The organism is Gemmatimonadaceae bacterium (genome assembly GCA_040882285.1).
Taxonomy (GTDB): Bacteria; Gemmatimonadota; Gemmatimonadetes; order Gemmatimonadales; family Gemmatimonadaceae; genus JACDCY01.
Window position 1 is genome coordinate 1 of the sequence record JBBEBQ010000026.1, and the last position, 14609, is coordinate 14609.

The 14609-nt window shown below is 68.7% G+C and carries 12 protein-coding genes; all 12 read right to left on the minus strand.

Annotated features, from left to right (window positions below; translation table 11 throughout):
- Positions 1-36: 36 nt before the first annotated feature.
- Positions 37-591, minus strand: coding sequence for a hypothetical protein (locus WEA80_13125; GenBank protein ID MEX1187522.1), 555 nt, complete (start codon positions 589-591; stop codon positions 37-39).
- Positions 592-785: 194 nt separating this feature from the next.
- Complete coding sequence (locus WEA80_13130) at positions 786-1655, minus strand: hypothetical protein (protein ID MEX1187523.1); 870 nt, start codon at positions 1653-1655, stop codon at positions 786-788.
- Between the two features lie 69 nt (positions 1656-1724).
- Positions 1725-2978 (minus strand): cell division protein FtsA, encoded by a 1254-nt coding sequence (gene ftsA / locus WEA80_13135; GenBank protein ID MEX1187524.1) that lies wholly within the window; start codon positions 2976-2978, stop codon positions 1725-1727.
- Positions 2975-3676, minus strand: coding sequence for an FtsQ-type POTRA domain-containing protein (locus tag WEA80_13140; GenBank protein MEX1187525.1), 702 nt, complete (start codon positions 3674-3676; stop codon positions 2975-2977). Before WEA80_13140 ends, ftsA begins: the two co-directional genes overlap by 4 nt.
- On the minus strand, positions 3673-5052 hold the full coding sequence (gene murC, locus WEA80_13145) for a UDP-N-acetylmuramate--L-alanine ligase (GenBank protein MEX1187526.1): 1380 nt from the start codon (positions 5050-5052) through the stop codon (positions 3673-3675). The genes WEA80_13140 and murC overlap by 4 nt, the downstream gene beginning before the upstream one ends.
- Positions 5049-6143 carry a UDP-N-acetylglucosamine--N-acetylmuramyl-(pentapeptide) pyrophosphoryl-undecaprenol N-acetylglucosamine transferase gene (locus WEA80_13150; GenBank protein MEX1187527.1) on the minus strand — a complete coding sequence of 365 codons (1095 nt, stop codon included), beginning with the start codon at positions 6141-6143 and terminating at the stop codon, positions 5049-5051. Before WEA80_13150 ends, murC begins: the two co-directional genes overlap by 4 nt.
- Positions 6140-7312 carry a putative peptidoglycan glycosyltransferase FtsW gene (locus WEA80_13155; protein MEX1187528.1) on the minus strand — a complete coding sequence of 391 codons (1173 nt, stop codon included), beginning with the start codon at positions 7310-7312 and terminating at the stop codon, positions 6140-6142. Before WEA80_13155 ends, WEA80_13150 begins: the two co-directional genes overlap by 4 nt.
- Positions 7309-8694: a UDP-N-acetylmuramoyl-L-alanine--D-glutamate ligase gene (murD, locus tag WEA80_13160; GenBank protein ID MEX1187529.1), complete on the minus strand. Its 1386-nt coding sequence runs from the start codon at positions 8692-8694 to the stop codon at positions 7309-7311. Before murD ends, WEA80_13155 begins: the two co-directional genes overlap by 4 nt.
- Positions 8691-9833, minus strand: coding sequence for a phospho-N-acetylmuramoyl-pentapeptide-transferase (gene mraY, locus WEA80_13165; GenBank protein MEX1187530.1), 1143 nt, complete (start codon positions 9831-9833; stop codon positions 8691-8693). The genes murD and mraY overlap by 4 nt, the downstream gene beginning before the upstream one ends.
- On the minus strand, positions 9827-11179 hold the full coding sequence (gene murF / locus WEA80_13170) for a UDP-N-acetylmuramoyl-tripeptide--D-alanyl-D-alanine ligase (protein MEX1187531.1): 1353 nt from the start codon (positions 11177-11179) through the stop codon (positions 9827-9829). Before murF ends, mraY begins: the two co-directional genes overlap by 7 nt.
- Entirely contained in the window at positions 11176-12636 is a 1461-nt protein-coding gene (locus WEA80_13175; protein ID MEX1187532.1) for a UDP-N-acetylmuramoyl-L-alanyl-D-glutamate--2,6-diaminopimelate ligase, read from the minus strand. Before WEA80_13175 ends, murF begins: the two co-directional genes overlap by 4 nt.
- On the minus strand, positions 12633-14597 hold the full coding sequence (locus WEA80_13180; protein ID MEX1187533.1) for a penicillin-binding transpeptidase domain-containing protein: 1965 nt from the start codon (positions 14595-14597) through the stop codon (positions 12633-12635). The genes WEA80_13175 and WEA80_13180 overlap by 4 nt, the downstream gene beginning before the upstream one ends.
- Between the last annotated feature and the right edge of the window lie 12 nt (positions 14598-14609).

Genomic DNA, 14609 nt, shown 5'->3' on the forward strand with positions numbered 1-14609 from the left:
CGCGGCATCGAGGACTGTCAACTTATTCCTGGACCTCTAAATTGGGCTACCGTCAGCTTGACGCTCCGCCTCTGTCATTCTAAGTTCGCACTTCTCAGCCGCGCGATCCACAATCGTTCCAGCGATTAAATCGAGGCCGCGCCCTGCGTCGATTGCCGCCAACATTGGCTCACGCTTCGGCGATCTCACTACGCTCTGCCAGTCACGAGCGTCCGGGGCCAAGGATAGGACGACTTTCCGCCACAACTTGTCCCCGAACCTCGCCTCTTCTCGCGCAATACCGTCGCGCAGCGGTAGCAGACCTTCCCGGAATCGTTGAGTTGTCCCGGGTCGCGGGTCGTCGACGATCGCGCCGATGATGGTCGAGATACCTTCAGGACGTATTTCTTCCCCACTGATGCGTCGACCAAACAACTGATGGACGATCTGCGCATCGGCCAGCTGCATGAATTCAATATTCGAGCTCGAACCATCCCACCTGCTGCAATGTTGGCCGAGCCGTCGCGTTGCGTGAAGGCAAGCCATGAAGCTTTCATCCGCAGGGTCGGCGAGATGCGAGAGAAGCTCAATGGCAGCGACGTAGCTCGCCATCGGTAGGACGGAGTGCTGCCGCTCATCTAGCCGCAACCGCTCGAAACTGTCACCACCAACCGCGCGGTAAGCATTTGTGTCGAATACGACGGCTAGTCTAGGCAAATGCTTTTGAGATAGACCTGGCGCCTGGTAGCGTCGCTGATGCTACCGCGTCCTGACGCAATCAAACTGCTGCTCGTTACAACTCAACGTCAGGTCACTGATCCCTGAAACTTCATTGCGCTGACCGAAGGCGTCGATGGTGTAATGGCGATGTTTCTGCGTCGGTAAATGACTCCTGAGCGAATCTCATCGGCCGGCATCGATAGCCGATCTAAAGACACCGCGATGACAAAACGCGAGTCCGCAAGTTCGACTCCTCCGAGGATCCCAGCGGCATAGAGCGCTGCTTGAGCCTCCCCAGCGGAGAGCTTGTCCTGAAGCTCCGACGGCTTCCGAACGAGCTTCCATTCCGTTAGCACCAACCCCTCGGCGGCAGATAACGAGTCCTCCGATACTGGTTCGCCGTAGACTAGGTCGGTACGTTCACCGGCTGCAGATGTCTTGAACGCCCAGATGCCATGAAGAAGAAGGTGAACTGCTCCCAATCGCTCACACGCCACCTCGCCAGCGTCGTAAGCCGCGCGCCAGCGCTCCTGAGCAAACAGATCCGCTACGAGTGTTCGCTGCAGATGTGCGATAGCCCTCTCTGTCAGCCGAAGAAGCGCCGCGCTGCGATCGGTTAACTGAAAGCGCAGCTCACTCCTGAATCCACTGAGCGCGGTTACGCATGCCACCATGTGGCCGAAATTATCAAGCTGCGCGCTTTCGATCATGTTCGCATTATCGCTTAGAAATCGATCGATGGCGTTGGCCGCGTTGGTCGGCAGCGATTTGCTGTGAGAGGAGCGAAAGTTTCTGAGTGCGCCAACGATTGAATGAAACGCAGGTCGAAAGACCTTTTTCCTGACGCCGTATGGGTCCTCGGAGCTGACCTTGAGGGAATGGAGATATAAGTCGAGGGACTGCTCAACTCCCTCGATACGGTCGTGGAGTGCTAACCAATCGGTGCGCCAGTCCACAGCGTTTACTTTGTTGGGCTCATAGTCGACCTTACGGCGGCGGAATCCCGACTCCCGCCGAGCAAACCGCTAGAAGAAATCCTGGAACCAGGTCTTGAACCGCCCCGCCACCCGCTCCAGCCCCGCCCCGCCGATCTGCCGGCGCTTGATCATCCCGACGTTCCCACCCGCCGCCTTGTTCCCGCCGTAAATCGCGAGACCGACAACCGTCGCAAACCGCGGCGCCTCCACCGAATCGCTCAACCCGCCGATGTTCTCGCTCGGCACGCCCACGCGCACACCCATCCCGAACACGTCCGCGGCAAGCTCGGCAATTCCAGCAACAGCCGCCGCGCCGCCGGTCATCACCAGCCCGCCGCTCAAACGATTTGCGTACCCGGCGTCGGTGATCTCCTGCTGCACGAGATTGAAGATCTCGTCCATCCGCTGATGGATGATGTGCGACAGCAGCTCCCGCGGTATCTGCCTGTCACCCTGCGCCACAGTGCTCGGCAACGAGATCACGTCCGACGGATCCACCAGCGGCTCGTACGCGCAGCCGTGCCGCTCCTTCAGCTTCTCCGCGTCCGCCTGCGTCACGCCCAGCCCGTGCACGATGTCGCTGGTGACGCTGTTCCCGCCGTAGTTGATGGTCGCGAGATGCCGGATCTTCCCTTCGTGGAAGATCGCGATGTCGGTCGTGCCGGCGCCCAGCTCCACGAGCGACACGCCCAGCTCCCGCTCGTCCTCGGTCAGCACGGCGAGCGCGCTCGCCAGCGGCTCGAGCACCAGCTCGCGCACGCGATACCCGGCCCGCTCCACCGACCGCCGCAGGTTCATCGCCGGCGAGCTGCCGATGGTCACCAGGTACATCTCGGTCTCCAGCCGCGTGCCGATCATCCCGACGGGATCGCGGATCCCCTGATTCTTGTCGACCGTGTACTCCTGCGGGATCGCGTGCAGCAGCTCGCGGTCCTGCGGGATGGGCTGCGCGCGCGCGACTTCGTTGGCGCGGTCCACGTCGGCCCTGGTGATCTCGTCGCCGTTCACCGCGACGATCCCCTTGCTGGTCATGGCCCGGACGTGCTCGCCGGCGATCCCGGCATACACCGAATCCACCTGCGCGCCGGCCATCCGCTCGGCGTCCTGCATGGCCTTCTTGATGGAGCGCGTGGTCTCCTCGATGTCGGAGACGATCCCGCGGCGAAGACCGGTGGTCCGCGCCTGACCGACGCCGAGAATCTTGATCGTCGAGCGGCGGCTCTCCCCCACCGCCTCGCCGATGATGGCGGTCGTCTTGGCGGATCCTATGTCGAGACCGGCGACTATGCGCTCGAGATTCATTGAATTCTTGCGATTACCTGGTCGCGATAGCGAAGGTCGAGCTCGGCGATCGGAAGTCCGCGCCGCGCGAGATCAAATTCTACGGGAAAGATATCGGTCAGTCCATCGGCGGACACCCCTAGCGGAGCGCGCACCCTGAATCCATCGACCCCGAGGACCAGATCGCCCGCGCGGTCCCGCGCCGCCTCACTGATGCGGGCGAAGAAGGCCGGCTGCTCCCGCCGGACGCGGTCCAGCGCCGAGAGCAGTCGAGGATCCGGCGTGAAAATCACCGGCAGCTCCAATCCGGCGCGCGCGGGATCGATCGGCAAGGCCCCGCCGCTTCCCGCGTAGGGACGAAGCCCGCGCCCGTCGGACAGCAGCGCCACGGGCAGATTCTCGATGACGGTCACCACGAGCGTTCCGGGAAGCCGGCGCGTCATGGACACGTCGCGGACCTGCGGATGACCCAGCACTCTCCGGCGAAGAATCGAGAGATCCTGCCAGACGGACTGGAGCGTGTCCAACCGGAGGCGGGCGACGACGACGTCCTCCGAGAGGTAGCGGAGCCCGCGCACGTCCACGGCGCGCACCCGGAAGAACGAAAGACCGGCGATGAGCTGGCTGGTGGCCCGCGCGGTCAGCATGATGAACACCACGAGCAGCACGAAGCCGATGATCTTCCACCCCGGGCGCCGCAGCCGCTCGCGAACGCTCACTCGCCGGCGCTCAGAAGATCCAGCAGCTCGCGCGCGGTCAGCGTGACGTCGCCCGCGCCGACCGTGATCACCACGTCGCCGGGACGCACGGCCGACGCGAGAGCGCCGGCGAGCGAAGTACGCGCGCCCTCCCATGCGGGAGCGCGTCCATTCTCCCGCAGCGGCTCCGCAATGAGCGCGGACGTCACACCCGCTATCGGCTGCTCGCGCGAGGAATAAATGTCCGCGAGGAAGAGCACGTCCGCGCCCGCCAGCGCGTCGGCGAACTGCGGCGCGAAATCACGCGTGCGGGTAAAGAGATGCGGCTGGAACGCGACCACCAGCCGCGCGCCCGGAAAGGACGCGCGCGCCGCCTGGAGCGTGGCGCGGATCTCGGTGGGATGGTGCGCGTAATCGTCCACGACCGTGACGCCGCGCGCTTCCCCCACGCGCTGGAACCGCCGGTCGGCGCCGACGCACTTGGCCAGCCCCGGGCGCATCTGCTCCAAGTTCGCGCCGAGCACCAGTCCGCTCCCGATCGCGGCAAGCGCGTTCAGGACGTTGTGCCGCCCGGGCATGCACAGCTCGACCTCGCCGAGCGGCTCGCCGTCGTACATCACGTAGAAGACGGACCCGGCCGGACTCTCGCGCAGGTCCATCGCAACGAGCCGCGCGTGCGGCGATTCGATCCCGTACCGCACGACCTCGGCCGTCGCCGGCAGCGGAATGGACGACGCGCCTTCGTCGTCGGCGCACACCACGATCGCCCGCGCCCTGCAGGCGAACTGCCCGAACGCGGTACGTATGTCGTCGAGGCCGGAGTACGTGTCGAGATGATCGGCCTCCATGTTCGTGACGACGGCGACCGTGGGCCGAAGCGCGAGGAACGAGCGGTCGAACTCGTCGGCTTCCACGACGAACAGGCGGTCGTCGCCGCTGAGGATGTTCCCTCCCCAGTCGGACACGCGCGCGCCCGCTATTCCGGTCGGCTCCAGGCCCGCGGACGTGAGCGCCTCGGTCGCGAGCACGGTGGTGGACGTCTTGCCGTGCGTGCCGGCGATGGCCACGACGTCGCTGCCGTCCACGGCTTCGGCCAGCGCTTCGGCGCGTCGCACCACGGGGATGCCCAGCTCCTTCGCGCGGAGCAGCTCGGGATGGTCCTTTCTCACGGCCGACGTCACCACCACGGCGCGCGCCCTGGCGACGTGGGCGGGATCGTGCCCGGCCTCGACCGTCATCCCGCCCGCTTGCAGTCGCGCCGCGCCGGCGGCGTCGGAATCGCACCCGGTGATCGCGATGCCGCGCATGACGAACAGCTCCGCGAGCGCGGACATGCCCGCGCCGGCGATCCCCATGAAATGGATGGGACGTGGATCAGTGGTATCGCGCAGCGTCACTCGAGCTCCATCAATTCCAAAATCCTCCCCGCGATCTCGTCGGCCGCGTGCGGTCTGGCACGGGCGAGCACGCTGTCCGACATCCGCTCGATCCGCCCCGGTGATTCGAACACCGCGCGCACTTCCGCGTCGAGCCGCTCCGGAGTGAGATCGCGCTGGACGATCACGGTCGCCGCGCCCGCCGACTCGAGCGCTCGGGCATTGGTCGTCTGGTGGTCGGCGGCCGCGGTCGGTAGCGGCACCAGGATCATCGGGATCCCCCACGCCGCCAGCTCCGCGGTGGACATCGCGCCCGCGCGCGCGAGCGCGACGTCAGCCGCCGCGTACGCGGATTCCATGGGCGCGATGTAATCCCGCACGCGCACGCGCTCGCTCTCGAGCGGCGCGTACCTGTCGAACGAGCCGCGACCCGTCGCCCAGATCACGTGCACGCCATCGGGGACGCCCGCGCGAACCCACGCGGCGACGACCTCGTTGACGGCGAGAGCGCCCTGGCTGCCGCCGAACACGAGCAGGATGCGCGCGTTCCCCGGAAACCCCCATGCCTGCTTCGCCACGTCGCGCGCGGGGCGGATCCCCGGCGGCGGCTGAATGGGGTTTCCGCTTTCGAGCACGATGGCGTCCGCGCGCGGCTTCAGATGCTTGCGCGCCTCGGGAAAGCCGAGGTGGATCTGCCGCGCGAAGCGGCTGAACACGCGCGTCGCGATCCCGGGGTAGCTGTTCTGCTCCTGCAGCACCAGCGGAATCCCGCGCGCCGCGCCGTACGCGAGCGCGATGACGGAGGCGTAACCGCCCGTCCCGACGATCACGCGCGGCCGGTCTTCGCGCGCGAGCCGCCCGATGGCCAGCCACGCTTTCACGCCGCCGACCACGGTGCGCCAGCTCTTCCAGACCTGCGAGCGATACAGCGGGTGCAGGTCCAGCAGGACGAACGGAAACCCGGTCTTCGGCAGCACCTCTCTCTCTACGCCGCGCCGCGCGCCGATGAAGAACGGCCGAACTGCCGGATTCGCCGCGACCAGCGCACGCGCGATCGCGAGCCCCGGATAGAGATGACCGCCGGTGCCGCCGCCTGCTACGAAGACCCTCAAGCCGGAACCGGCGCGAGCGGGTCGGTCGCGGCCGCTCCGATCACGCGCTCGTGCGTGCTCGCGATGTTCACCAGAATCCCGGTCATGAGCATGGTCATTACGAGGTTCGACCGGCCGTACGAGATGAACGGCAGCGTCAGCCCGGTCGTCGGCAGCATGCCGATGGCGACGCCGATGTGCAGGTACGCGGTGATGATGACGGTAGCCGTGATGCCGACCGCCAAGAGCTTCTGGAACTGCGTCCGCGCCAGCCGCGCGATCCGGAAGCCGAGAATCCCGTACAGCATGAACGCAACGATCACGACCAGCAGGCCCACGAAGCCCCACTCCTCGCCGATGTTCCCCGCGATGAAGTCGTCGTAGGCGTACGGCAGAAAGCCGTACTGCTGCCGCCCTTCGCCGAACCCGACGCCGAGCGCGCCGCCGGACCCCACCGCGATGAGCGACTGCGTCTGCTGATATCCAGTTTCGGCGAGCCCCGATCCGGGATCGAAGAAGGACACCATCCTGAGCAGCACGTAGCTCAGCCGCTCGATCTGCTGCCACGCGAGCGGGATGACGAGTATGAGCAAGGCGACGAAATGCCCGATGCGCACGCCGCCGGCGAACAGCACGATTCCCATGATGAGCGTGTACATCAGCGCGACCGAGAGATCGGGCTCGAGCGCGACCAGCAGGTTGAGCGCGGCGAGCACGACGAGAAACGGCAGCAGCCCCTTCGTGAGGCGGCGCATCCTGTCGCCCTTCTTCACGAGCAGCATCGCGGTCCACACGATCACCGCGAGCTTGCCCAGCTCCGACGGCTGAAAAGACCCGCCCACCAGGAAGCGGCGCGAGCCGTTGATCCGCGGCGCGATCGACTCGGTGCCGGGAAGGATCACTATCGTCAGCAGAATCAGCGACAGCGCCAGCAGCGGCCACGCCCAGCCGTACCACCGCTCCGCGTCCACCTTGGCGGCGATCGCGAACACGACGAGCCCGGCGACGACTCCGGTCAGCTGCCGCAGGAGGAAGAACGCGTGGCCGCGGCCCATCTGATCCGCGGTGATCGAGCTGGCGCTGTACACCGTCGCGAGACCGATGGTGAGCAGCACCCACATCAGCACGACGAGCACGCGGCCGTCGACGCCGATGCGCCAGCGATAAGTGGTGTCCACTGCTTCGCTCATCCGCTCCCCGCCAACGCGAGCTGCCGGAACCGGTCGCCACGCTCCTCGAAGCTCGAGAACATGTCGTAGCTCGAGCACGCGGGCGAGAGCAGCACCGCGTCGCCCGGCTGCGCCGTTTCCCGCGCCTCGGCGACGACATCCTCGAATGAATCGCTTGACGCGCGCACATCGGTCACGCCCGCCAGCTCGCCGGCGATCAGGGGCGCCGCCTCCCCGTACGCGATCACGCGCTTCACCGTGCGGCGGATCTCAGCGGCCAGCGGCGCGTACGGCTCGCCCTTGTGCCGGCCCCCGAGCAGCAGGACGGTCGGGCGCTCCATCGCCTGCAGCGCCACCAGCGCGGCGCCCACGTTCGTCGCCTTCGAATCGTTGATCCATTGCACCCCGCGGAACTCTCCCAGCAGCTCGAGACGATGACTCAGCGGCTGGAAGTTACGCAACGCCCGGGCGATCCGTTCGCGTGGGCCGGGTCCGGCGAAGGATGCGTCCGCGACGGTCACCGCCAGCGCAGCCGCGAGCGCGTTGGCGACGTTGTGCTTCCCGAGCAGCGGCAGATCGCCGCGCGGCATTAGCTCTTCGCCCCCGAGACGCAGCACGCCGGCATCGGCATCGAGCCACGCGTCGGCGCGCTTCGACAGCGAGAAGCGAGCGTGCCGGCCCGCCACGCCCGCCGTCATCCGCGCGCTGTCGGCATCGTCGGCGTTGCTCACCCACACCGAGCCGGCGCGCGCGTTGCGAAAGAGCAGCTCCTTGTCCGCGTAGTACTCGGAGACGCCCGCGTACCGGTCGAGATGGTCGGGCGAGAGGTTGGTGAGCACGCCGACCGCCGGCGAGAGCGACGGCGTGTCGTGCAGCTGAAACGACGACAGCTCGAGCGCGACCCAGTCGGGAGCGTCAGTCGGCAGCGCGACCTCGGACAGCGCCCGCCCGATGTTGCCGGCGACGGCGGCGCTGGTCCCGAGCCCGGCCAGCATCGCGCCGATCATCGCCGTCGTCGTGGACTTCCCGTTCGTGCCGGTGACCGCGATGACGCGGGACCGGTCGAGCGCGCGCAGCGCGACTTCGATCTCGCTGAGGATCGGGACACCGCGCTCTCGCGCCGCGGCGAGCGGAGGGGCCGAAGGCGGGATTCCCGGGCTCGCCACCACCGCTGCCGCGCGTCCCACGCGGTCCAGATCGTGACCGCCGGACTCGGCGGCGATCCCCGCCGCGGACAATTCAGTCGCTGCGCGGGCGGCGCCGGCGTCGGACGAGGCATCGGACGCGTACACCTTGTGCCCATGCTTCCCGAGCAGCAACGCAACGGCGCGTCCGCTGCGGGCGAGGCCGAGCACCGCGATCTCCCCATCCGTCGGGATCCCGGCGATCGGGTCCCCGCTCACTGCACCTTGAGCGTGCTCAGGGCGAGGAACGCGAAGAGAATTCCGAGGATCCAGAAGCGCACCACCACCTGGTTCTCGGTCCACCCCCGCTCCTCGAAGTGATGGTGCAGCGGCGCTCGCCGCAGCACCCTGTGACTACTGGCGTATTCGAGCCCGTACCGGCGCTTCCGGTACTTGAAGACGTACCGCTGCACGATCACCGACAGCATCTCCAGCACGAACACGCCGCCGATGATGAGGAGCACGAACTCGGACTTGAGCAGGATCGCGATGGCGCCGAGCGCGCCGCCGAGCGCGAGCGAGCCGGTGTCGCCCATGAACACCTGCGCCGGATTCGTGTTGAACCAGAGGAAGCCGATACACGCCCCCATCACCGCCGCGCAGAAGATCGTCAGCTCTCCAGCGCCGCGGAGATAGAAGATGTGCAGGTACGCGCTCGTGTCGATCCGGCCGATCACGTACGCGAACAGCGCGAACGTCGCCGCCGCGATCGCCGTCAGCCCCGCGGCGAGCCCGTCCAATCCGTCCGTGATGTTCACCGCGTTCGTCGTTCCCGTGAGAACGAAAGTGACGAACGCGACGTACAGCCAGCCGAGCGCCTGCGTCGCGGGGACGATGAGCATGTACTTGTAGAACGGGAGCGTCGTGGAAGCACCCGGCAACGTGGAGATCGGAAACTTCCAGATGAAATAGCCGATCACGAAGCCAAGGACGATCTGTCCGAGCAGCTTCTGCGCCTCCACCATCCCCTTGTTCTCGCGCCCTTCCCGTTTCTGCTTCAGCTTGAGGTAGTCGTCCAGGAAGCCGATGATGCCCATCCAGGTCATCGCGCCGAGCGCAATCAGCACGTAGCGGCTGTTGAGCTTCATCCAGAGGAGCGTCGGCACCATGGTGGCAACGAGGATGATCAGGCCGCCCATCGTCGGCGTCTGGCTCTTGCTGCTGTGCGCGGCCGGCGTTCCCTCGCGCACGACCTGGTGGAGCTTCATGTGCGAGAGCCGCCGCAGGATCCAGGGACCGACGATGAACGCTGTGATGAGCGCGGTCATCGCGGCGCCGGCGGCGCGAAAGCTGATGTAGTTGAAGATCCGCAGGAACCCGTATTCGCTCGAGAGCGGGTACAGCAGCCAGTTCAGCATTTCTCCGCCCACGCAGTGAGATAGGGTAGCAGGCGCTCGAGCCGGACACCGCGCGAGGCCTTCAATAATATGAGCGCATCAGGCCGGAGCAGCGGCTCGAGCCGCGGCCAGAGCGCTTCGACGTCGTCGGCCGTCACGACGCGGGCACTGCCCGGCGGGAGCCCTTCCAGCGCCGGCGCGAACTCTCCGATGCCGGCGACGACGTCCGCGCCGGAATCGACCGCCAGCCGGGCGATCTCCGCGTGGCACCGCGCCGATCCCGCCCCGAGCTCGCGCATCGTGCCGAGCACGACCACGCGCTGCCGCGAGCCGTCCGCCGCGCGAACCAGGTCGATGGCGGCCCGCGCCGATCCGGGATTGGAGTTGTACGCGTCGTTGATCACCGTCGCCTTGCCGAGCTGCTCCCACGCGGTGCGCATCTTCGGCTGCGGCATCGCCGCGATCCCGCGCGCGGCGTCTTCCATCGTGATGCCGCACGATCGCGCCGCGGCGAGCGCGAGCATGGCGTTGCGCAGGTTGTGCGCCCCGCGGAGCGGCGAGCGCACGGTCACGCCGTCGACGTCTATCTCGCCCAATCCGTCGGGCGCGAGCCGCCAGGCGCGGGCGCGAAAATCGCCTTCGTCGAGCCCGGCGCTCACCACCGAGCGCGCGCGGGCGCGCGCCGCATCCACGACCTCCGGCTGCGACGCCGGCGCGATGCCGACCTCCGCGCCGTCGTAGCACGCGGCTTCCTCGCGCAGCACGCCGGCGAGATCTCCCAGCCCCTCGAGGTGCTCCTCCGCGACGCTCGTGACCATGGCGATGTCGGGCCGCGCGATGTCACGGAGAATCGCGACCTCGCCCGGCAGGCTGGTACCGAGCTCGACGACGGCGATATCGGAATCGCGCGGAATCGAGAGCAGCGTGAGCGGCACCCCGATCCTGTTGTTCAGATTTCCCGTGGTCGCGTGCACCGCGAGTCGCGAGCCCAGCGCCGCGCGCAGCAGATCCTTCGTGCTGGTCTTCCCGTTGCTCCCGGCGACCGCGATGAGAGGCTTGCCCCATGCTTTCCTCCAGAACGCGGCCAGCCGGCCGAGCGCGACCAGCGTGTCCGGGACCTGATACACGGGCACTCCGAGCGCCGCGCCGCGCGGCAGGCGCGACACCACGACCGCGACCGCGCCGCGCTCCACCGCCGCGGCGAGGTGATCGTGCCCGTCGAACGTCTCGCCCTTCAGCGCGACGAAGATGTCGCCGTGCGAGAGGGTGCGCGTGTCCGTCGACACGGCGCGCACGGGCGACTGCCCGCCCGGGCCCGTGCCCAGCGCGGCGACGACGCGATCCAGGGTCCAGAACGCGACCGTCATCGGCTGGGCGCGAGGATCTCGCTCACGATCTCCTTCTCGTCGAACGGATAGCGCGTGGCGCCGCGGACCTGGTAAGTCTCGTGGCCCTTGCCGGCGATCACCACGACGTCGCGCGGGTCGGCGAGCTCGATGGCGCGCTCGATGGCGGCCCGCCTGTCCTCGATTCGCTCGTACCCACCCGCGGTCATGCCGGCGACGATGTCGTCGATGATCTTCTCCGGATCTTCAGTTCGAGGATTGTCGCTGGTGACTATGGCGACGTCCGCCTGCGCGGACGCTATCGCCCCCATGAGCGGCCGCTTCCCCCTGTCGCGGTCGCCGCCGCACCCGAAGACGACGAGCAACCGCCCCGCGCACATCGGCTTCAGCGCCTTGAGCAAACGCTCCAGAGCATCCGGCGTGTGCGCGTAGTCACGAATAATAGCCGGGTCTCTGGCGAGTATCTCGAGCCGCCCGGGCACCTGCGGCGCGGCCGACAGCCGCGCCGCCACGAGCCGCAACGGCATGCCGAGCTGCACCGCGGCGGCCGCGGCGGCCGCCGCGTTCTCGACGTTGAACTCGCCGACGAGCGGCAGCTCCACCCGGTGCGAGACGCCTTCGCAGGTGAGATCGAACTCGGCGCCGGCGAGGGAATGCCGGATCACGGGAAAGACGCGCAGGTCGCCGCGCCGGCCGAAGCTGAACACCCTCGGCGCCGGCGGCAGCGCTTCCCACGCCGCCTCGTCCGCGTTGACCACCGCAACTCCGCCTGGCGCGATGTAAGAGATCAGCTTCGCCTTCGCGACGAAGTAGCTCTCCATCGTGCCGTGATAATCGAGATGGTCGCGCGTGAGGTTGGTGAACACCGCCGCTTCGAACTGCAGCCCGGCAACCCGGCGCTGATCGAGGCTGTGGGACGAGACTTCCATCGCCACGGTGCGCACGCCCGCATCGGCCAGCGCGCGCAGCACCCGCTGCAGCTCCACGGGGCCGGGCGTGGTCAGTCCCGCGCCGCCGGGGCTCGGCTCGCCGGCGGCGCCGAGCAGCACGCCCAGAGTGCCGACCGACGCGGCCGGCGCGGACTCCTCGTCGAGCAGCGCGCGCAGCAGCGCGGCCGTCGTCGTCTTCCCGTTCGTGCCGGTGACCGCGACGAGGCGAAGCTCGCGCGCGGGATGGCCGTACGCGACCGCGGCCGCGACGGCCGCCGCGGCGCGCGAATCGTTGACGACGAGCGACGGAAGCGTTGTCCGGGCCTCGTCCTCCACGATCGCGGCCACGGCGCCCGCGGACAGCGCCGCCGGGAGAAAATCATGGCCGTCGCCGGCGGTCCCGCGAACAGCGACGAAAATCGAGCCGCGAGTGACCGCGCGGCTGTCCTCCGTGATCGCGGCAGCCCGCGCCGGCAGAGTGCCGGTGGTCTTCGTGAGCAGCCCGGCGTCGCGCAACGCGTCGGCGATGGCGCCGAGCCGGATCGTCATCGCTGGTGCGTGAGCGTCACGACGCTGCCATGCGCGACGAGCGCCCCCGGGCCCGGATACGACTGCAGCGCCGAGCCGGGCACGAGACGCACGTGCAGGCCCGCGTGATGCAGCGCGCCGATCGCGCCGCGGAGCGTCATGCCCGACACGTCCGGCACCACGCGCTGCGCTTTCCCGTCCTGCTCGCGCTGGGGGGGAGCGTGCGGCAGCCGCACGATCACGCGGCGCGCGGGCGTCTCCTCCAGCGCCGGCCGGGCTGACGGGATCCGCACGACACGCTTGGCCCCTGGCGCGCTGTCCGCGGCCGCCGCCGCGCGCGCGACCCGCGGCGGCGCGTCCGGAAGGCGCGCGGAGACGAGCGCGCCGCGGTCGAGCGCGGCGTCGCGCGCCGCGAGAGCGGCCTGCAGCACGACGCGGCTCACCGGTGCGGCTGCCTCGCCGCCGTAAATCGCTCCCTTCGGGTTGTCGAGCTTCACGACGACCACGTACTGCGGCTGGTCGCCCGGGAAGAGGCCGACGAACGACGCCGTGTAGCTCCCCGGCACGTATCCCCTGCGGCCCTCGGTCCGTCTGGCCGTGCCACTCTTGCCGCCGACGAGGAAGTTCGCGAGGTCCGCTTTCGTCGCCGTTCCGCTGTCCACCACCGCGACCAGCATGCGCTGCATCGTGGCGGCGGTGGACGGAGAGAACACCCGCCGCAGCACGCGCCGCTTGCGCGCGTACAGCACGCGATCCCCGGCGCGCACCTCGCGCACTATCTGCGGCTCGAGCAGCTCGCCGCCGTTCGCGATCGCGGCGTACGCCGTGGCGAGCTGCAGCGGCGTCACCGCAATCTCGTAGCCCATGGCCAGCGAGGCCGCCGACGTCCTCGACCACCGCCGCGGCTCGCGCAGCGTGCCCGATGCTTCGGCCGGCAGCGCGACGCCGGTAGGCGCGCCGAAGCCGAGGTCGCGCATGAGCTCGTACTTGTCGCGCGGCGTGAGCCGATCGGCGAAGCGGACGATTCCGATGTTGCTGGAGAAGCGGATCACGTCGGCGAGAGACAGCGACGGCGCCTTGTGGATGTCGCGGATGACGCGCCCCTCGAGCTGCATCGTGCCGTTGAACGTCTCGATCATCTCGTCCGGTGACGCGAGGCCCCGCTCGAGCAGCGCCGCCGCGATGAACGGCTTCAGGGTGGAGCCCGGCTCGAACGGCTCGGTGATCGCCGTGTTGGCGAACGCGGACGGGTCCGCGCGATTGCTCGCGAGCGCGAGCACCTCGCCGCTGTGCGGATTCAGCACGACGATGTCGCCGCCGCTCGCGTCCAGGCTGTCAACGGCGTGCGCCAGAGCGCGCTCGGCGATGTCCTGCAGGTCGCGGCTGATCGTCAGCGCGACCGTGGCGCCGGCCGCGGAGCCGCCCGACGGATTCGGGATCGCGCGGCCGCTGCGGTCGCGCGCCAGGCGCGAGGTGGAGCTGTCGCCGCGGAGCAGCGTATCCATCGCCAGCTCGATGCCGTCGAGCGCGCCACCGGCCGGGTCCGTGCGTCCGACCAGCTTCCGGATGCCCGCGTAATTCGAGTACACGCGGTCCAGCACCACCGTGGAGTGCACGCCGCGCATCGGTATGAGGGCCGCCACCCGCTCCGGCGGAAACGCGCCGGGGAGCTGAACCCACTTGCGCGTCGTGTCGACGGCGCGAGTCACCCATTCCCGGGGCACGCCGGCCCGCGTGAGCAGCCGCGCGGTCGCTGCTCTGTCCCGCAGCTCACGCGGCGCGATGCTGAGGCGCCGCAGCTCCCGCGTCTCGACCAGCACGTTGCCGGCGGCGTCGAGAATCGCGCCGCGTGTCGCTGGGCGCGACGCGGACACGAAGTGCTGCCGCTCGGCCCGCGCCGCCCACTCGTCGTGCTCGAGCAGCTGCACCTGCGCCGCCCGCGCCACGAGCGCCAGCGCGAAGAGCAGGAGCGCCGTGTGCACGACGCCTGTCCG